We start from the raw sequence: 18,047 nt of genomic DNA, 5'->3' as shown, positions 1-18,047 counted from the left end.
ATCCTGCGCGAGGGCGGCAAGGTGGCGATCCTGTCGCTCGGCTCCAGGCTCGCCGACGCGCTGAAGGCGGCCGACGAGCTCGCCGCCTACGGCCTTCCCGCCACCGTCGCCGACGCGCGCTTCGCCAAGCCGCTCGACCACGCGCTGATCCGCCAGCTGGCCGCCCACCACGAGGTGCTGGTGACGGTGGAGGAAGGCTCGATCGGCGGCTTCGGCAGCCATGTGCTGCAGTTCCTCGCCGAGCAGGGCCGCCTCGACCGCGGCCTGAAAGTCCGCACCATGTGCCTGCCCGACGCCTTCATCGACCACGACACCCCCGCCGCCATGATCGCCCGCGCCGGCCTCGACCACACCGCAATCATCGCAAAGGTCCTCCAGACCATCGGACACCAAACCCAAACCGCAACTCCCAAACGCGCATGACACCATACCGGGGGGCCGGCATGGCTAACGCATGATTACCCGGTGCCCCAGGCGAGTCGGCGATCCGCTTAAAGTTTTATTCGAGTGTTTCCGGCATGATCGGCGCATGCACCGGGCGCAAGCGATGCCCGGGCGACAGCACCGGAATTGCCGTTATGTGGACTCTGCTCAGACGGTTCCTGACCGATCGCCGCGGTAATGTCGCCATCCTCTTCGGCCTGCTGCTGCTGCCGATGATTGCGATGGTCGGAGTCGCGCTCGACTACAACCGGGCGGCCAATGCGCGCAGCAAGCTCACCGCCGCCCTGGACATCGCGCTGCTGTCGCTTGCGCGCAACGGTCACATGTCGGACGCCGAGGCGCGGAAGTTTCTCGAGCAGAACATCGCCGCCCAGCTTGCCGGGGGAAGCTACACGGGCGAATGGCACCTGGTGGACTTCGTGCAGACCGAGAAGACGATCCAGGCCGCGATCGCCTCGCCGGTGGAGACCACGATCCTCGGCCTGCTGTCGATCCCCACGATCGATGTTGCGGCAAATTCCGAGGTCACCCGCGAACAGAAGAAGATCGAGCTGGCGCTGGTGCTCGACAACACGGGCTCGATGAAGGGCACCCGCATGCTCAACCTGCAGATCGCGGCCATCGATCTCGTTGACACGCTGGTGTCTGCGGCGGCCCGCAGCGGCGAGCCCGACGCGGTGCGGCTGGCGCTGGTGCCCTACACGATGACGGTCAATGTCGGCCCGCAATATGCCAACGCCGCCTGGATCGACAGCCAGGGGAAGTCGCCGATCAACGACCAGATCTTCGATGGCGCGACGCAGGTCAAGCGGCTCGATCTGTTCCAGTCCATGAAGACGCCCTGGGCAGGCTGTGTCGAGACGCGGCCCGCGCCCTATGACGTCACCGAGACGGCGCCGACGTCATCGATTCCGGCCACGCTCTACGTGCCCTATTTCGCGCCCGACGAGCCCGACACGCTCGTCGGCCAGAGCTGCAACCTCCCCGGTTACTGCAACAACTACATCGCCGACGGCACCAACAGTTCGGACTGGAAGAAGCGCCAGGGTAACGTCGCCAAGTACAAGAACGCCACGCCCAAGATCGGTATCAACCCGATCGGCTACCAGTTCGGCCCCAACGCCGGCTGCGAGATCCAGCCGCTCACCCGCCTGACCAGCAACTTCACCAGCTTCAAGACGGCGATCAAGTCGATGACCGCCGGCGGCGACACCAACATCTCGGCCGGGCTGATGTGGGGCTGGCACACGCTGTCGCCGCACGGCCCGTTCGGCGACGGCGTCCCCTATGGCACCGAGGGTTTCGTCAAGGCGCTGATCCTGATGACCGACGGCCAGAACCACAATGTCGTCGTGTCCAACAACAACCAGTCGGTCTATTCCGGCATCGGCTACATCTGGCAGAACCGGCTGGGCATCTCGAGCGGCAGCCTCAACCAGCGCATCGCCAAGCTCAACGAGAAGCTAGCCCAGACCTGCAAGAACGTGAAGGCAACCGGGATCGTCATCTACACGATCCGGCTCGAGCATCCCGATGTCGACGACTCGACCATCCGGAACTGCGCCTCCTCGCCGGACAAGTTCTTCGACGTCACCGATTCGGCGAAGCTCTCGGCGGTGTTCGAGCGCATTGCCGGCGACATCCTGCGGTTGAGAGTGTCGAAATGATCGCCGCCGGCCGGCCGGTATCCGCGCGCAATTTGTGTTGAACTTGCCGAAAACCGCGCCGCCCTGTTTCAGTGTCGATTAGCGGGGCGGTGGCTAACGTCCGCGTCCGGCGGCGGCCAGGATGGTCGCCGGGGACAGCGGGCTATGGGCATGTATCGACAGCTTCGTCGGCTTCTGGCCGAAGAATCGGGCAGCTTCGCCGTTGCGTTCGGCATCCTGATCGTTCCCGTCATCGCGATGATGGGGGCCGCCATCGACTACAACCGGGCGGTCGCGGCCCGCGCCAAGCTCGGCAGCGCGCTGGATGCGGCGGCGCTGGCCCTCGCCAGGCGTCCGCTCGAGGGCGACGCGTCCGCGCGCCAGTTCCTGCAGGACTATATCCAGGCCACGCTCGAAGCGACCGGCTTTCCGGCGGCGCAGTGGTCGATCTCCCGCTTCGCGCAGACGACCAAGTCGGTTCAGGTCGAGCTGTCGGGCACTGTCGATACCGCGATCATGGCATTGCTCAGCGTCGACCAGATCTCCTTCAGCGCGGCTACCGAGGTGCTGCGCGACCAGACCAAGGTCGAGATCGCACTCGTTCTCGACAACACCGGGTCGATGAAGGGCACGCGGATGGCCAACCTGAAGAGCGCGGCAACTGATCTCGTCGATACGCTGGCGGCCGCGGCGGCCCGCAGCGGCGAGCCCGACGCGGTGCGGCTGGCACTGGTGCCCTACACGATGACGGTCAATGTCGGCCCGCACTATGCCAACGCCGCCTGGATCGACAGCCAGGGCAAGTCGCCGATCAACGACCAGATCTTCGATGGCGCGACGCAGGTCAAGCGGCTCGATCTGTTCCAGTCCATGAAGACGCCCTGGGCAGGCTGTGTCGAGACGCGGCCCGCGCCCTATGACGTCACCGAGACGGCGCCGACGTCATCGATTCCGGCCACGCTCTACGTGCCCTATTTCGCGCCCGACGAGCCGGACTTGACCAGCGGCCAGTATTGCAATGGCTCGGGCTACTGCAACAACTACATCGCCGACGGCACCAACAGTTCGGACTGGAAGAAGCGCCAGGGCAACGTCGCCAAGTACACCAATGCCAAACCCAGGACCGGCACCAACCCGATCGGCTATCAGTTCGGTCCCAACGCCGGCTGCGAGATCCAGCCGCTCACCCGCCTGACCAGCAACTTTACCAGCTTCAAGACGGCGATCGACGCCATGACCGCCGGCGGCGACACCAACATCTCGGCCGGGCTGATGTGGGGCTGGCACACGCTGTCGCCGCACGGCCCGTTCGGCGACGGCGTTCCCTATGGCACCGAGGGCTATACCAAGGCGATCGTGCTCATGACCGACGGCCAGAACCACAATGTCGTCGTGTCCAACAACAACCAGTCGGTCTATTCCGGCATCGGCTACATCTGGCAGAACCGGCTGGGCATCTCGAGCGGCAGCCTCAGCCAGCGCATCGCCAAGCTCGACCAGAAGCTCGCCACGCTGTGCGCGAACGTCAAGGCGGCGGGCATCGTCATCTACACGATCCGGCTCGAGCATCCCGATGTCGACGACTCGACCATCCGGAACTGCGCCTCCTCGCCGGACAAGTTCTTCGACGTCACCGATTCGGCGAAGCTTGCGGCCGTGTTCCAGCGCATCGCCGGCGACATCCAGAAGCTGCGGGTGGCCAGGTGAGCGGCGCAGCGCCTAGCCGGCGATACGGCGCCGTATCGGCTTCGACAGCTTGATCATCTCGTCGATCACCCGGGAATGCAGGAAATCGGCCTTGTCGATGGTGGTGTGCGAAATGTCGGTGCGGTCCTTGAGGTCATTGTTGACGAGGATCGATTTGGAGCCCGGCCGGGGTCTCACCGCGACGCCCCAGCCATTGTTGGACTGATAGAAGTTGATGAGGCGCCGCACATTGGGCGGCGCCTCGCGCGGATGCACCGGATCGAACGTCACCACCAGGGCGACGGGCACCTGCTGCTGCGCAAGCCGCTCCGACATCAGGATCACCGCGTCGGCGCCAAGCGAATGCCCGATCAGGAACACCGGTTCCGGCGAGCGGGTTGACTTGTAGCGGCGGATCAGCTCCTCGGCCACCTTCGGCCAGGACGAATGGTTGAGAACCTGGGTCCGGAATCCCTTTTCCTGCAGTCGTGTGCCGAGCGCGTCCATCCCGTAGGAAAACACGTCCATCAGGCCGCGCAGCAGGATGACGTCGCCCGTCCGGCCCGAGACGGTGGTGGTCTGCCCGGGCGCTGGCGGCGCCGATCGGGGCGTGCTGGCCGCCGTCGCGCCCGAATTGTGCTGAGCCGGAGCGGAAGCGGTTGACCCGGGGGCGCCGATCTCGTCGATGCGGTCGACATTGCGCAGTTCATGCAGCACCGAGCCGGCCTGCGCCGCGACGCCGAGCGGACGGTCTGTGCCGGACAACAGCGTTGCGGCGAGCGCGACCGTCCGCAGAAGTCCCCACCACATCTTCATTCGGTCCGACCCCTGTTGCGTCGCCAGCGCCGGCCGCGATCCCAAGCCCGCATCGGGCAGGATCGCATCCGATTCGCCTGATATTGCAAACGCTGCAGAGCGTGATCCGGTTCAACCGCCGCATCGGCAGTTTCCCGCCGGCCTTGCATTTGCGCAACGCCCGACCTCCAATCGCCGGCGACCCGTCCCTGACCGGAGCCCCCCGTCGATGCCCGATGCCCGTCCCCAGGCCGCTGCCGAGCCGAGCATCGTCCGCCGGCGGCGCGTCTTGCTGTTCGGCGGCTACGAGCATGTGCCAGCGGCGATGCAGTATCGGCGTGTGGTCCGCGAGCTCGGCCGCGCTGCGGCCACATGGTCGATGTGGGCCGAGGCCGGGCCGCCGAGGATCTCGCGCGGCGGGGCGGTTCAGAGCTGGACGATCCGAGCGTGCGGGCCGAACTGGCGGGTGGAGACGGACTTCCGCTACTGCGCCTGGGACGACCTGATCGCCACGGATTTCGCCAGGCCCGATTGGAAGGCCTTGCCGCTCGGCATCGCGGCGCTTGTCGACGTCCTTCTTACCGGGACGGCCTTTCGCTACTTCCGCCACAATTGGCGCTACGGCCTCTTCTACCTCTACCCGCTGGCGATCGTCGCGCTGGCGGCCGCCTTCGCATGGCTGGCGGCCGGCATCCCGCAGAAGATGGGCAGCGCGCTGCCCTGGATCGCCAGACTGCCGCTGGCGCTGGCGGTCTTCTGGCTGGTCTTGCGCTGGCCGGGCGACCGACTGCTGGCGCGCTACATGCTCAACGACTGGACCTTTGCCATCGGCGTGGCGCGCGGCTGGCGGCCGGACTACCGCGACCGCATCGCGGTCTTCTGCGAGGAGATCGCCGACGGGCTGGCGGATGACGGTGTCGATGAAGTGGTCATCATCGGTCACAGTCTCGGAGCCGTGCTCGCCGTCGAAGCGCTCGCCGGACTGCTGGCGCTGAGGCCCGGGCTCGTTGCCACGGCGCCGCCACTGACGCTGATGACGGTGGGATCGTCGCTGTTGAAGGTCGGCCTGCATCCATCTGCCCGCGACCTGCGTGGCGCTGTCCGCACCGTCCTCGAGGAGAAGCGTATCGCCTGGCTTGACTGCACCTCAATCGTCGATGTGCTCAACTTCTATCGGTGCGACCCGGATCGCGCGCTCGGGCTTGGCGTCGGGCGCTCGCCGGTACTGCGGACGGTCAAGATGCGGGCGATGCTCGGCGAGGCGAGCTATGCCCGCTTCAAGCGCAACTTCCTGCGCCTGCACCGGCAGTTCGTGATGGGCAACGAACGGCGCTACCACTACGATTTCTTCATGGTGTGCTGCGGGCCGATGCCAATGGCCGGACGCATCGCCAACCTCACGCTGGCGGTGGACAACTTCGGTGCGGACGGATCATATCTGCCGGCCGCCGGCGCGGAGCGATCCGACGCAGACGGCGAGGCTGTCCGTCGCGACTGAGACCCGCATGACACCGACCATCGCCAAGATCGTCTGGACGGTCTGCGTGATCGCCTGGTATGTGATCCGCTACCCCTACGAGCGGAAGGCGAAGCGCACCGCAGTGGCCCGCAGCCGACGCGACTGGCGCGAGGTGACGCTGCTGACGATCTCGCTGTCGGGACTCGGGATCATTCCGGGCGCCTATGTCGCGACAGGCTTCGGGCGCGTCGGTGACTACGCCTTCTCCGCGTCTCGGGCCTGGGCGGGTGTCGCTGTGTTCGCCCTGTCGCTGTGGTTGTTCCGCCGCACCCACAAGGACCTGGGGCGCAACTGGTCGGTGTCGCTGGAGGTGCGCGACGGCCACCGGCTGGTCACCGAGGGCGTCTACCGGCATGTGCGCCATCCGATGTATACCGCCTTCTTCCTGTGGGCGGTGGCGCAGGCACTGCTGCTGCAGAACTGGATCGCCGGGCCGGCAGGGCTGGTCGGGTTCGGCACCCTGTTCGTGTTCCGGGTGTTCCGCGAAGAGGCGATGATGCTGGAGACCTTCGGCGAGGAATATCGCGCCTATGCGCGTCGGACCAAGCGCCTGGTACCCTGGGTATTCTGATACCGGTCCGCTTTGGAGCCGGCCGGACGGAGGGGAACCGGAAGGGCATGTCGCGGCTGCGGCTCGACGAGGAAATGGTGCGCCGGGGGCTCGCCCCGAGCAGGTCGCGGGCCCGTGATGCGATCCGTCGTGGCTGCGTCGCGGTCGGTGGCCGCACCGTCGACCGGCCGTCTGCTGCGGTCGCCGCGGACGCTGTGATCAGCGTCGACGACCCGGCGCTCGCCTGGGTCTCGCGTGGGGCGCTCAAGCTGATCGCCGCCCTCGACGCCTTCGGTTTCGCGGTGGAGCAGCGCGTCTGCCTCGACATCGGCGCCTCGACCGGCGGTTTCACCCAGGTGCTGCTGGCGCGCGGGGCGGCCTGTGTCCACGCGGTGGATGTCGGACACGGTCAGCTCGATCCGATGGTTGCGGCCGATCCGCGCGTGATCGTCCACGAGGGTCTCAACGCCCGCGAGCTCGGGCCACAGGTCGTGCCGCCGCCGGTCGACGTCATCGTCGCCGATGTCAGCTTCATTCCGCTCAGGCTCGCGATCGCCCCGGCCCTTGATCTGGCCGGCCGCGGGGCGGTGCTGGTGGCGCTCGTCAAGCCGCAGTTCGAGGTCGGGCGCGAGGGGCTCGGCAAGGGCGGCATCGTACGCGACCCGGACCGGGCGCAGGCGGCCGTCACAGACGTCGAGACCTGGCTCGCAGGACGGGGCTGGACCGTCGCCGGCCGGCTCCCCTCCCCGATCGTCGGCGGCGATGGCAATGCCGAATTCCTGGTCGGCGCGCGGCATGGCTGAAGCGACGCTTGCCATCACCCGCCTCGGCCATCGCGGCGACGGTATCGCCGACACGCCGGCCGGCGAGGTGTTCGTGCCGTTCACGCTGCCCGGCGAGACGGTCCTGGCCGATTGCGACGGCGACCGCGCCCGGCTGATCGAGGTCCGTTCGCCGAGCCCTGTTCGGGCAAAGCCGCTCTGCCGGCATTTCGGCACGTGCGGCGGCTGCGCCCTGCAGCACATGGCGCCGCGTGCCTACCGGGCCTGGAAGCGCGAGCTGGTGGTTACCGCACTCGCCCATCGCGGCCTTGCGCCGGAGGTGGCGCCGCTTGTCGCGATCGATCCTCGGTCCCGCCGTCGTGCGGTGCTCACCGCCCGCCGTCAGGGCAAGGCAGTCACCGTCGGATATCACGCCCGCCTGTCGCACCGGCTGATCGACGTCGAGGAATGCCCGGTGCTGGTGCCGGCCATCGAGGCTGCGCTGCCGGCCCTGCGACGGGTCCTGGAACCGTTCGTCCCGGTCAAGGACGACCTGCGGATCGGCATCACGGCAACGCGCAACGGGCTTGACCTCGCGCTCGAGGGACCGGCGCGTCGCGGGCCGGCACTGGTCGCCCGTGTCGTCGACGATGTGCGGCGGATGGGCGTTGCCCGGCTGTCGATCGCCGGCGAACCGGTGCTGACGCTGGCCGAACCGGCGATCGAGGTGGACGGCATTGCGGTCGTCCCGCCGCCCTTCGCCTTTCTCCAGGCGGTCGAGGCGGCGGAGATCGCCCTCGGCAGTCGCGTCGTCGCGGCGGTCGGTGGCGCACGGCAGGTCGCCGACCTGTACAGCGGCGTCGGCACCTTCTCGCTGCGTCTGGCCCGTTCGGCGCGGGTGAAGGCGGTCGAGGGCGACGCGGACGCGCTGACCGCGCTGGCGGCCGCCGCGGCCCGCGCTGCCGGGCTGAAGCCGGTCGAGACGCTGCGCCGCGACCTGGCGCGGATGCCGCTCGCCGCCGGCGAACTGAAGGGCTTCGACGCGGTGGTGTTCGATCCGCCACGCGCCGGTGCCGCCGCGCAGGCAGCCGAGATCGCCCGGTCCGCCGTTCCAACCGTCGTGGCGGTGTCATGCAACCCGGCGACCCTGGCTCGCGACCTGCGGATACTGGTCGAAGGCGGCTTCCGGATCGACAGCGTCACCCCCGTGGACCAGTTCCTCTACGCGCCACATATAGAGGTGGTCGCACGGCTCAGCCGTGCTCGCGGCGGATCAGGAGGCTAGCCATGGCTTCACCCCTCGAGACCCTGTCGCGGCGGGCGAGTTATGGCCTCGCTCAGGGCTCGCGCGTCGCCTGGTACGTCGCCCACGGCTATGCGATGGGCCGTCTCAGGCGGCTTGCGGAAGAGGCGATGCCGCGCATGGCCCGCGCCGAGGCGCCGCAGCCGACGCGGCCCGTGCCGCCGCAACGGGTGCTTTGGCGCGATCTTGCCCGCCTGTTCGCCCGCGACCTCGCCAATGTCGAGGCCGGACATTATCCGATGCCGCGCGACGAAGACGGCCTTGGCGACCGCCTCGACCGCAGCCTCGCCTTCTTTGCGGATCTGCCGCGCATCTTCGAGCGGCGACGCACCGGCGCCCATCAGGAGGTCTTCGCCGAGGCCAGGCGACCGGGCCTGCCGCGCTACTATCTGCAGAACTTTCACTTCCAGACCGGCGGATATCTGTCGGAGGAGTCGGCGCGCATCTATGACGTCCAGGTCGAGGTGCTGTTCAACGGGACCGCCAACGCCATGCGCCGCCAGGCCTTGGTGCCGATCGCGACGCATCTGCGGGGCCGTAACCAGCGCCACATGGCGATGGCGGACATCGCCTGCGGCACCGGACGGTTCCTGCGGATGGCGAGGGAGGCTTTCCCCGGCCTCAGGACGGTGGGGATCGACCTGTCGGAAGCCTATGCGTGCGAGGCGCGCCGCCATGCCGGCGGGCGGGGCCGCGGCGGCGGGGGCGTGCTGGTGGCCAAGGCGGAGGCGCTGCCGCTGGCCGACGCCAGCCAGGACATCGTGTCGAGCATCTTCCTGTTCCATGAGCTGCCGCCGAAGGTGCGCCGCGAGGTCGCGGCGGAGTTCGCCCGGGTGCTGAAGCCTGGCGGCATCGCCGTGTTCATGGATTCGCTGCAGCTTGGCGACGTCGAGGGCTATGACGGGCTGCTGGAGCGCTTCCCGCACGGCTTTCACGAGCCCTATTATGCAAGCTACATCCGCGAGGATCTGACCGCCCTGTTTCAGGGGGCGGGCCTTGATCCGGTATCGAGCGAGCCGGTGTTCGTCTCCAGGCTGATGGTGCTGCGGAAGCCCGCTGATGGCAGCGGCGATCATGTCTGACCGCTCCTGCCGCCGTCCCGGACAGCCGCGCGAGCGGCCTGCGGCATGACCGGTCGAAGATGGTGGCCACCAGGGTGAGGCCCGACAATCGGCCGGGGCCGGGCCTTAGCAGGTGAAATGCAACCTGCCGCTCGCGGCCGGAGGATCGCGACGGGATCGAAAAGGGGTCCCGCCGCGTGCGGCGGGACCCGCCCCCGTCCGGGAGGATGCCCGCCTTCCGCCTCGGCGGGTGGCGGGGGACTGCGACGACGGTCGGGGACGCCGGTTCGGCGTCAGGCCGTCAGCAGTTCCGGCTCCTCCCCCTCGCGTAACCTGGGCTGGTCAAGCTCGTCCGCCATCGTGTCGACGACGAAATCGCAGGTGAGCTGCCGCAGCGCGGTATCGAGATCGCTTGAGCCCGCGGCATACATCGTCCAGCCGGCATCCTGCACGGCCCGGCCCGGAATCGCCAGGACCAGATAATCGGCGCCAGGCCTGGCACCGCGACCGACGATCCAGTGCATCTCGCCGAAGACGGGATGCGGCGTCTGCAGGCTGAACAGGCTGACGCCGTCCGCCTCCACCAGCGCAGTTCGGGCCCGGTCCAGTATCGTCTGGATATCCGTGGACGGCGCGGCTCCGGCGATCGCCCGCCGGACGCAATCCGCCACCAGATCCACCGCCCCCCGATCCCCGTGCGTGTGGGTCGTGTGCATGACCGCAGTCTGGCGCCCGGAAAGCGGCAACAATTCGGCAGGCGGCAAACCCCGCCGGCAGCTTGGCAGCCCGCTGCGGACCGATCGGCCGGACCGACGGCGGCGCCTCTGTCTGCCGGGTCCGGTGCCCTCCGCGGCCGACTGTCCCTTCGGCCGCACCTGGCTCGATGCTAGACCATCCAGGTCTGTGGATCGGGGATCGGCTCGCGCCGCGCCAGGGCCTGCATGCCCTTCACGCAGCGCACCACCAGCCAGATCAGGATGGCGACGTAGACCAGCCAGCCGATCAGCAGCAGCATCAGCACCATGGCGATCACGCCATAGAGCAGTCCGATCCAGAAGGTGCGGATCTGGTAGGTGTTGTGGCTCTCCAGCCAGCCGGTGGCCTGCTTGCGGTACATGTAGGCCAGCACCACGGCCACGATCGGTACGACGGGAATGATGATGCCGACCAGATAGAGAATGTAGATGAGGTTGGCGCTCTTGACCGGATCCCTCCCGGTCAGGGCATCCGAGACACTATCGACCGGATTCTCCGACATTGCGCTCTCCAGTGGTGACCATTCGCGCGCAGGCGGCGTCTCGCGCGCCAGTGGCGTCGATCCGGCAACCCTAGCACCGATTCGTCTCGGATCGAGGGTAGCGGCACCGGATCGATGCCGTAAAGGCAGCAGCTCGGACCATTGGCGGCAGGCGCGGGGACGATTACAACACTGGCTCGGACGAACGATGACCGGGATCAGGGGAGGATCGCCGAACATGCTCGGGCTGATGCAGGACTGGCCGCTGCTGTGCCACAAGGTGATCGACTATGCGGCGACGCAGTTCGGACAGTCGGAGGTCGTTTCGCGCTCGGTGGAGGGTCCGATCCACCGTTCGACCTATGCCGAGGTCCGCGAGCGGTCGCTGAAGGTCGCCCAGGCGCTGGAACGCGACGGCATCGGCTTCGGCGACCGGGTGGGGACGCTCGCCTGGAACACATGGCGCCACCTCGAGGCCTGGTACGGCATCATGGGCCTCGGCGCCATCTATCACACCGTCAATCCGCGGCTGTTCCCCGAACAGATCGTCTACATCATCAATCACGCGGAGGACCGCGTGATGATGACGGATCTCACCTTCGTGCCGCTGCTCGAGAAGATCCAGGACCAGGTTCCGACGATCGAGCGCTTCGTCGTGCTCACCGACGCCGACCACATGCCGGAGACGACGCTGCGCAACGCGGTCGCCTACGAGAGCTGGATCGGCGGGATGGATGGCGACTTCGCCTGGAAGTCGTTCGACGAGAACACCGCCGCCGGCATGTGCTACACGTCCGGTACCACCGGCAATCCCAAGGGCGTGGTCTACTCGCACCGTTCCAACGTGCTTCATGCGATGGCCGTGTCGGTGCCGAACGTGCTCGGGCTGTCCTGTGCGGACAACGTGATGCCGGTCGTGCCGCTGTTCCACGCCAACAGCTGGTCACTCGCCTTCTCGACACCGATGGCCGGCGCGAAGCTGGTGCTGCCGGGCCCGCGGATGGATGGCGCGGCCATCTATGAACTGCTCGATCAGGAACGCGTGACGTTCACTGCCGCGGTGCCGACGGTGTGGCTGATGCTGCTGCAGTATCTCGAGGAGACTGGCCGCGAGCTGCCCCATCTCGAGCGCGTGGCGATCGGCGGCTCGGCCTGTCCGCGCGCGATGATCGAGAAGTTCCAGAACAACTACGGGGTCAGGGTGATGCATGCCTGGGGCATGACCGAGATGAGCCCGATCGGGTCGTGCTGCGCGCTCAAGCCTGCCTATGCGGCGCTGGACGGCGACGCGCGCCTGGACATCCAGGAGAAGCAGGGTTTCCCGCCGTTCACCGTCGAGATGAAGATCACCGATGATGCCGGGCGGCGGCTGCCCTGGGACGGTAAGACGTTCGGACGGCTGAAGGTGGCAGGCCCGGCGGTCGCCCGTTCCTACTTCAAGGGCGAGGGCGGCGAGATCCTCGACAGCGAGGGCTTCTTCGATACCGGCGACGTGGCGACCATCGACCGGCTCGGTTACATGCAGATCACCGACCGCGCCAAGGATGTGATCAAGTCGGGCGGCGAGTGGATCTCCTCCATCGACCTCGAGAACATCGCCGTCGGTCACCCGGACGTCGCCGAGGCGGCGGTAATCGGCGTCGCCCATCCCAAGTGGGACGAGCGACCGCTGCTGATCGTCGTCGTCAAGCCCGGCCGCGCGCCGACCAAGCAGGCGATCCTGGACTTCATGGAGGGCAAGATCGCAAAGTGGTGGATGCCTGACGACGTGGTGTTCGTCGACGAGATCCCGCACACGGCCACAGGCAAGATCCAGAAGATGGCGCTTCGGGAGCAGTTCCGGGGCTACCGCCTGCCCAGCACCGACGCGGCCGGATAGGGAGCGCACTTGCCGGCCCGCTACGTCAGGAGGCGCTCGTCGCAGGCGGTCTGGAGCCGCAGGGCGGGACTTCTTGCGGTTCCGGTGGCGGTGCTGACCACGGCGCTGCATCGGTTCGGCTTCATCGACACGGGTCCGGCGCTGGTACTCGCCGGGATCGCCGGCGCGCTTGCCCTGCTGGCGCTCGTCCTCGGTTTCGGCGCCATGGTCGCGATCTGGCAGCGCGGTCATCGGGGCATGCGGCCGGCCGCGGCGGGGCTCGTCTGTGCGCTTCTCGTCCTCGTCTGGCCGGTCTGGAAGCTGTCCCACGCGGCGCTGCTGCCGCCAATCAACGACGTCACCACCGACTGGTTCGCGCCGCCCTCGCTGGACTGGGCAGCCGAGCTGCGCGGGCCCGGTGGAGCCTCGACTGCCTATCCGGGACGCGACTTCGCGCTCAGGCAGCGCGAGGCCTATCCGGAGATCGTGCCGCTGATCGTCGGCTACTCCGCCGATCTTGTGTTCGAGACCGCCCGTGAGCTGGCCGCCGAGTACCACTGGACGGAGATCGACGCGATCCCGCCCGACATAAAGAGCCCCGGCGTCGTCCATCTCGTGGCGCGGACGCCGGTGTTCGGCTTCCCCGACGATGTCGCGATCGTCATTACCCGGCTCAGCCCGGAGGAGACCCGGGTCGACATGCGCTCGGCGTCGCGCTTCGGCCGCCACGATCTCGGCGCCAATGCCGCGCGGATCTACGGGTTCCTGACCAGTCTCGCCACCCGTCTGGACATGCCACTGCTCGCCGCCCCCGGTGAGCCGGCCGACTGAGGCATCCTCGCCGCGGCCCTCCTCTGCGCCTGACGGGACGGCGCGGGGGTCCGGCCCAGCGCAAGCGAGCGCGACTGACGGGCGCTATCGTAGCGTCTTGACGAGACTTTCGTCGGGCCAGCAGGTCTGGGCACGGCCGTTCCGCTGCTGCCACAGGCCGATCGCGGTGCGGGTGCGGAAGCCGACGAGGCCGTCGGCGGCCCCCACGTCGTAGCCCATGGCGATCATCCGCTCCTGCATGGCGCGCACGTCGCCGCGCTTCAACCCGGCGCTCGTGGCCCATCTGCCATGGATGCGGGAGTCGGCGACAAGACGATCGGCGAGGTGGCCGATGAACAGGGCATAGAGATCGGACTCGTTGTAGGTCTTGAGCACGTAGAAGTTTCCCGACACGATGAAGGCGGGGCCGAACCGGCCGGCAGGCATCAACAGGTGGCGCGGCTCCCCGGCCGCGCCTGGCAGCGGACTGCCGTCGATGCGGGTGGTACCGACCCGTTGCCACTCGGAGACCGGATAGCGCTTGTCCGGGCCCTCCAGCGCGCAGGGCACCGCATCGGGCACGATCGCCTCGACGCCCCAGTGTACGCCGGGCTGCCAGCCGTGCTGTCGCAGATAGTTGGCAATGGAGGCGAGCGTATCCGGTACCGACCGCCAGATGTCGCGCCGCCCGTCGCCGTCGAAATCGACCGCATAGGCGAGGTATTTCGACGGCAGGAACTGCGGCTGGCCGAGCGCGCCGGCCACCGAGCTCTTCATGTCGGACACCGCGATATGGCCGTCCTGCACGATCTTCAGGGCGGCAATCAGCTCCGGGTAGAACATGTCCTTGCGGGTCGCCATGAACGCCTTGGTGGCGAGCGTCCGGATGGCGGGCTTGGGGATCGCGGCTCGGCCGAAGGCCGATTCGCGGCCCCAGATCGCCACGACGATCTCCTTCGGCACCCCGTAGCGGGCCTCAATCTGGGCGAGCGTCGAGGCCCACTGGCGGATCAGCCCGCGCCCGATGGATTCGAGCGGCTTGATCCTGTCCTCGGCAAAATAGCTGATCGGGCTCGAGAACTCGGCCTGCCAGTTGACCTGCGGCGGGCTCGGGGTCGCGCCGGGAGGTACCAGGTCGGGCAGCGACCAGTCGAGGACGACCCCGCCGGTCGCCGCCTCGAACGTCGCGCGCGACACCCCCTGTCGGCTGGCGTCCGGCCAGACGCGGGTCTCGAGCCACTGCCGGAACTCTGCTTCCGCCGCCTGACGCGACTGCGCCCCGGCGCCAAACGGTGCGGCGGCAAGCAACCAGACAAGCGCGAGCCAGGCGATACGGAGCATGGTCCAGGTCCCCTGCATGGAGTGCGATCGGGTGGTTCGAAACGATTGAAACACGATTGTGCGCCGAACGCGGCATGACCGAAACGTTCAGCACCCAGGAATGGACAGCGTGCCGGGGAGATCGAGTGGTCCGCGACATCGATGTCGCATCCCGGACGGAACTGTAGCCGCCCGCACCGATTCGAGACCTGTCCTGCGTATGAGGTTGTTCATGACATCCGTCTTGAGGCGACTGATGCTGATTGCCGCAACGGCAGGCATGGTGCTGCCTGTCACGGTCGCGGCCGGACGGACCGCGACCGTGGTGAGCGATGCCGACTGCAAGTCGGCCGTCGAGACGGCCACCGGCGGAAGCCCCGATCATGCGCTGCAGAACTGGGTCAGTCTGACATCCGCGCTGTACGGCGCCCGCTGGGCCGATTGGCAGGCCTCGCGCGACAGCGCGGTGGTGTCGCTCCGGCACAACGGGTTCGTGGTCTACCGGGCGGTCGCAATCCCGTGCCGCGCCGGCGCCGCACGCTAGACCGATTTCCCGAGAAGCGGAAACCGGTCCTCCGTTCGAATGTGCGACGAAACGCACGTGTGGAGCGGTTCAGCGTTGCATGGAGTCGATGAACCGCGCCAGCCGGTCCCGGCCTTGCGGCCGGTCAACGCCCGCCGCTGACGTCGATCAAGGCCCCGCTGACATAGGACGCCGCGTCGCTCAGCAGCCAGACGACAGCTTCCGCAACCTCGTCGGCAAGACCCGGACGCCCGAGCGGCACGCCGCCGACCAGTTCGCCGAGCCGGTCGGTCTTGCCGGTGTCGGCGTGGATGTCGGTGTCGATCAGCCCGGGCCGGATCGCATTCACCCGGATACCGTCGGGTCCCAGTTCCCTGGCGAGACCGAGGGTCATCGAATCGACCGCGCCCTTCGACCCGGCATAGTCGATGAACTCGTTCGGGCTGCCGAGCCGTGCCGCCGCCGACGACATGTTGACCAGCGAACCGCCGCGACCTCCGCGCCGCGTCGACAGACGCCGGGCGCTCTCGCGGGCGACCAGCCAGGCGCCGAAGACATTGACCTCGAAGACGCGCCGGGCAAGGCCGGGGTCGGTGTCGGCGATCCTGCCCGCGACATGCAGCACGCCGGCATTGCTGAACACGCCGTCGATCCCGCCGAACGCCCGCTCCGTCGCGTCGAACATCGCCGTCACGTCGGCCTCGCGCGAGACGTCGCCCCTTATGGCGATCGCCCGGCCGCCCGCGGCCTCGACGGCAGCGACGACCTCGGCCGCCTTCGCGGCATTGCCGGCAAAGTTGACTCCGACCGACCAGCCGCGGGTGCCGGCGAGCCGCGCGGTCGCTGCGCCGATGCCGCGGCTCGCGCCGGTGATGAGGATGGTCTTGGTCATGTCGCAATCTCCTGGTCGGTTGCGAGGGCTGCGGCCGGGCGGACCGGCCGGTCAGGCGGTGCGCAGATACCAGGCGAGGTCGATGTCCGGCACCAGCGCGTTGAAGCGGTCGGCCTCGGCGCGCTTGACCGCCACAAAGACGTTCAGGAAATCGGCACCGAGATAGTCGGCCAGGAACGCCGAGCGGGCGGCCTCCTCGATGGCAGCCGTCCACCCCGCCGGAAAATCGGGACGGATCGTCTCGTAGCCGTTGCCGGTCACCGGCAGCCCCGGATCGATCTCGTTGACCATGCCCCAGTGCATGCCGGCCAGTACGACTGCCAGCGCCAGGTAGGGGTTCGCATCGGCGCCGGCGACCCGATGCTCGAAGTGACGGGTCTCCGTGCGCCCCCGTGTCACCCGCAGCGGCGCCGTGCGGTTGTCGATGCCCCAGCCCGGCCCGACCGGTGCGTAGCTGCCGGGCCGGAAGCGGCGCCAGGAATTGGCATTCGGTGCGAGGATTCCCATCGATTCGCGCATCGTTGCCATCAGCCCACCGAGCGCATGGAGCAGCGGCCCCGGCGCGATCTCGTGCTCGCCGGCGAAGATGTTGGCGCCGCCGGCATCGGCGAGGCTGACATGGACGTGCAGGCCTGAGCCCGAATGTTCGGCGTGGGGCTTGGCCATGAACGTTGCGGCGAGGCCGTGACGCTCGGCCATGCCCTTGACCAGCCGCTTCAGCAGGATCGCGTCATCGGCCGCGCGCATGGCATCAGCGCGGTGGCGCAGCACCACCTCGAACTGGCCGGGAGCATATTCGGCGATCAGGGTGCGCGCCGGCAGGCCCATCGTCTCCGCAGCCGCATAGATGTCGTCGAACAGCGGCGCGAAGTCGGCGAGGTCGTCGATGTGGCAGGCCTGCAGGTGACGCTGCAACCAGCCAGTCTGGCCGGCCGGCGGCACCAGCCGGCCCGCCTGAGCCGCGGCGCGGTCGACGAGGTAGAACTCCAGTTCGATCGCCGCGACGGGTGTCAGCTTCATCTCCGCGAAGCGTCCGACGACGCGCGCCAGCGCCTGGCGTGGATCGGCATGCATCGGCCGGCCGTCCCGCTCCACCGCGGTCATCAGCATCAGGGCGGAGGGCGTCTCGCGCCACGGCGCCCGCGTCAGCGTTCCCGGCACCGGCCGCAGCACCCGATCTGCGTCGCCGTCGGCCCACAGCAGCCCCGCCTCCTCCACATCGCGGCCGGTGATGTCGAGACCGAAGATCGAACCGGGCAACGGGCGCCCCTCGCTGAACGCCGCCTCCAGTTCCTCGCGGCGCAGCACCTTGCCGCGCGCGATGCCGCTCACATCGGTGAAGAAGGCCTCGATCTGGCGGATGTCGGGGTGCTCGGCGAGGAATCGCCGGGCTTCATCGGCAGGGTCGGTCATGCGCGGGGCGCTCCGGCGGGATCGTCGTGCTTGGTAGTCGAGCCGCGCTTCGGCGTAAAGCGCGCAGACGGGGGCGGCCGACTTGAGGGGCTCAACAGGGCTTTCCCGGTCGGGCGGAGCCGGTCGACGGGTGGCCTTGAACCGATACGGCGATGTGGCCGATCCCGGTCGAAGTGGTGCGGCCGGATCGCGGCCTTGCCGCTCGTGGCGGGCGCATGGGGTCGGGTCA

17 protein-coding genes are annotated in these 18,047 nt (G+C 68.3%); 11 read left to right on the top strand and 6 right to left on the bottom strand.

Translation table 11 applies throughout. The annotated features are described in order from the left end of the window. From EDC22_RS14975 to EDC22_RS14965, 3 genes are all read left to right on the top strand, one after another. Window positions 1-423, top strand: a 423-nt coding sequence (locus EDC22_RS14975) for a transketolase C-terminal domain-containing protein (RefSeq protein WP_281048304.1), incomplete at its 5' end; no start/stop codon positions are given. 155 nt (window positions 424-578) lie between these two features. After that, entirely contained in the window at window positions 579-2,111 is a 1,533-nt protein-coding gene (locus EDC22_RS14970; protein ID WP_165926930.1) for a TadE/TadG family type IV pilus assembly protein, read from the top strand. 144 nt (window positions 2,112-2,255) lie between these two features. Further along, complete coding sequence (locus tag EDC22_RS14965) at window positions 2,256-3,797, top strand: pilus assembly protein TadG-related protein (RefSeq protein WP_132807482.1); 1,542 nt, start codon at window positions 2,256-2,258, stop codon at window positions 3,795-3,797. A gap of 12 nt (window positions 3,798-3,809) precedes the next feature. Here EDC22_RS14965 and EDC22_RS14960 read toward each other — a convergent pair whose 3' ends face one another. Continuing rightward, window positions 3,810-4,592: an alpha/beta hydrolase family protein gene (locus tag EDC22_RS14960; RefSeq protein WP_132807481.1), complete on the bottom strand. Its 783-nt coding sequence runs from the start codon at window positions 4,590-4,592 to the stop codon at window positions 3,810-3,812. 208 nt (window positions 4,593-4,800) lie between these two features. Between EDC22_RS14960 and EDC22_RS14955 the strand changes: the two genes are divergently transcribed. From EDC22_RS14955 to EDC22_RS14935, 5 genes are read left to right on the top strand one after another with little or no spacing between them, the layout of a single operon-like run. Then, window positions 4,801-6,069, top strand: a complete 1,269-nt coding sequence (locus EDC22_RS14955) for an alpha/beta hydrolase family protein (RefSeq protein ID WP_132807480.1) — start codon at window positions 4,801-4,803, stop codon at window positions 6,067-6,069. Window positions 6,070-6,076: 7 nt separating this feature from the next. Then, a complete protein-coding gene (locus tag EDC22_RS14950; RefSeq protein ID WP_132807479.1) occupies window positions 6,077-6,661 on the top strand; it encodes a protein-S-isoprenylcysteine O-methyltransferase in 585 nt (194 codons plus the stop codon). Window positions 6,662-6,708: 47 nt separating this feature from the next. Further along, window positions 6,709-7,443 carry a TlyA family RNA methyltransferase gene (locus EDC22_RS14945; protein ID WP_132807478.1) on the top strand — a complete coding sequence of 245 codons (735 nt, stop codon included), beginning with the start codon at window positions 6,709-6,711 and terminating at the stop codon, window positions 7,441-7,443. Further along, on the top strand, window positions 7,436-8,686 hold the full coding sequence (locus EDC22_RS14940) for a class I SAM-dependent RNA methyltransferase (RefSeq protein ID WP_132807477.1): 1,251 nt from the start codon (window positions 7,436-7,438) through the stop codon (window positions 8,684-8,686). The genes EDC22_RS14945 and EDC22_RS14940 overlap by 8 nt, the downstream gene beginning before the upstream one ends. A gap of 2 nt (window positions 8,687-8,688) precedes the next feature. Further along, window positions 8,689-9,786, top strand: coding sequence for a class I SAM-dependent methyltransferase (locus EDC22_RS14935; protein WP_132807476.1), 1,098 nt, complete (start codon window positions 8,689-8,691; stop codon window positions 9,784-9,786). Between the two features lie 272 nt (window positions 9,787-10,058). On the opposite strand, the gene EDC22_RS14930 is transcribed toward EDC22_RS14935, so the two are convergent. Continuing rightward, window positions 10,059-10,481 carry a hypothetical protein gene (locus EDC22_RS14930; RefSeq protein WP_132807475.1) on the bottom strand — a complete coding sequence of 141 codons (423 nt, stop codon included), beginning with the start codon at window positions 10,479-10,481 and terminating at the stop codon, window positions 10,059-10,061. A gap of 170 nt (window positions 10,482-10,651) precedes the next feature. Further along, window positions 10,652-11,023: a DUF4870 family protein gene (locus EDC22_RS14925; protein ID WP_132807474.1), complete on the bottom strand. Its 372-nt coding sequence runs from the start codon at window positions 11,021-11,023 to the stop codon at window positions 10,652-10,654. A gap of 217 nt (window positions 11,024-11,240) precedes the next feature. Here EDC22_RS14925 and EDC22_RS14920 point away from each other — a divergent pair, with 217 nt between their 5' ends. Next, on the top strand, window positions 11,241-12,881 hold the full coding sequence (locus EDC22_RS14920) for a 3-(methylthio)propionyl-CoA ligase (protein ID WP_132807473.1): 1,641 nt from the start codon (window positions 11,241-11,243) through the stop codon (window positions 12,879-12,881). A gap of 9 nt (window positions 12,882-12,890) precedes the next feature. Then, complete coding sequence (locus EDC22_RS14915) at window positions 12,891-13,691, top strand: DUF1499 domain-containing protein (RefSeq protein ID WP_132807472.1); 801 nt, start codon at window positions 12,891-12,893, stop codon at window positions 13,689-13,691. Window positions 13,692-13,775: 84 nt separating this feature from the next. Here EDC22_RS14915 and EDC22_RS14910 read toward each other — a convergent pair whose 3' ends face one another. Then, a complete protein-coding gene (locus EDC22_RS14910) occupies window positions 13,776-15,011 on the bottom strand; it encodes a lytic murein transglycosylase (RefSeq protein WP_132807471.1) in 1,236 nt (411 codons plus the stop codon). Between the two features lie 211 nt (window positions 15,012-15,222). Here EDC22_RS14910 and EDC22_RS14905 point away from each other — a divergent pair, with 211 nt between their 5' ends. Beyond that, window positions 15,223-15,534, top strand: a complete 312-nt coding sequence (locus EDC22_RS14905; RefSeq protein ID WP_132807470.1) for a hypothetical protein — start codon at window positions 15,223-15,225, stop codon at window positions 15,532-15,534. Between the two features lie 124 nt (window positions 15,535-15,658). Here EDC22_RS14905 and EDC22_RS14900 read toward each other — a convergent pair whose 3' ends face one another. Both EDC22_RS14900 and EDC22_RS14895 read right to left on the bottom strand, forming a co-directional pair. Continuing rightward, entirely contained in the window at window positions 15,659-16,405 is a 747-nt protein-coding gene (locus EDC22_RS14900) for an SDR family oxidoreductase (protein ID WP_132807469.1), read from the bottom strand. Between the two features lie 51 nt (window positions 16,406-16,456). After that, complete coding sequence (locus EDC22_RS14895; protein WP_132807468.1) at window positions 16,457-17,818, bottom strand: glutamine synthetase family protein; 1,362 nt, start codon at window positions 17,816-17,818, stop codon at window positions 16,457-16,459. Window positions 17,819-18,047: the final 229 nt, after the last annotated feature.

This window comes from Tepidamorphus gemmatus (genome assembly GCF_004346195.1).
Taxonomy (GTDB): Bacteria; Pseudomonadota; Alphaproteobacteria; order Rhizobiales; family Tepidamorphaceae; genus Tepidamorphus; species Tepidamorphus gemmatus.
This window is presented reverse-complemented; position numbering and strand designations above follow the sequence as displayed.

Coding starts and splice junctions, on each gene's coding strand:
- EDC22_RS14960 (WP_132807481.1), bottom strand. CDS start 4,592: ATGAAGATGTGGTGGGGACTTCTGCGGACGGTCGCGCTCGCCGCAACG.
- EDC22_RS14945 (WP_132807478.1), top strand. CDS start 6,709: ATGTCGCGGCTGCGGCTCGACGAGGAAATGGTGCGCCGGGGGCTCGCC.
- EDC22_RS14940 (WP_132807477.1), top strand. CDS start 7,436: ATGGCTGAAGCGACGCTTGCCATCACCCGCCTCGGCCATCGCGGCGAC.
- EDC22_RS14920 (WP_132807473.1), top strand. CDS start 11,241: ATGCTCGGGCTGATGCAGGACTGGCCGCTGCTGTGCCACAAGGTGATC.
- EDC22_RS14965 (WP_132807482.1), top strand. CDS start 2,256: ATGGGCATGTATCGACAGCTTCGTCGGCTTCTGGCCGAAGAATCGGGC.
- EDC22_RS14900 (WP_132807469.1), bottom strand. CDS start 16,405: ATGACCAAGACCATCCTCATCACCGGCGCGAGCCGCGGCATCGGCGCA.
- EDC22_RS14910 (WP_132807471.1), bottom strand. CDS start 15,011: ATGCTCCGTATCGCCTGGCTCGCGCTTGTCTGGTTGCTTGCCGCCGCA.
- EDC22_RS14925 (WP_132807474.1), bottom strand. CDS start 11,023: ATGTCGGAGAATCCGGTCGATAGTGTCTCGGATGCCCTGACCGGGAGG.
- EDC22_RS14955 (WP_132807480.1), top strand. CDS start 4,801: ATGCCCGATGCCCGTCCCCAGGCCGCTGCCGAGCCGAGCATCGTCCGC.
- EDC22_RS14935 (WP_132807476.1), top strand. CDS start 8,689: ATGGCTTCACCCCTCGAGACCCTGTCGCGGCGGGCGAGTTATGGCCTC.
- EDC22_RS14970 (WP_165926930.1), top strand. CDS start 579: ATGTGGACTCTGCTCAGACGGTTCCTGACCGATCGCCGCGGTAATGTC.
- EDC22_RS14895 (WP_132807468.1), bottom strand. CDS start 17,818: ATGACCGACCCTGCCGATGAAGCCCGGCGATTCCTCGCCGAGCACCCC.
- EDC22_RS14950 (WP_132807479.1), top strand. CDS start 6,077: ATGACACCGACCATCGCCAAGATCGTCTGGACGGTCTGCGTGATCGCC.
- EDC22_RS14930 (WP_132807475.1), bottom strand. CDS start 10,481: ATGCACACGACCCACACGCACGGGGATCGGGGGGCGGTGGATCTGGTG.
- EDC22_RS14905 (WP_132807470.1), top strand. CDS start 15,223: ATGACATCCGTCTTGAGGCGACTGATGCTGATTGCCGCAACGGCAGGC.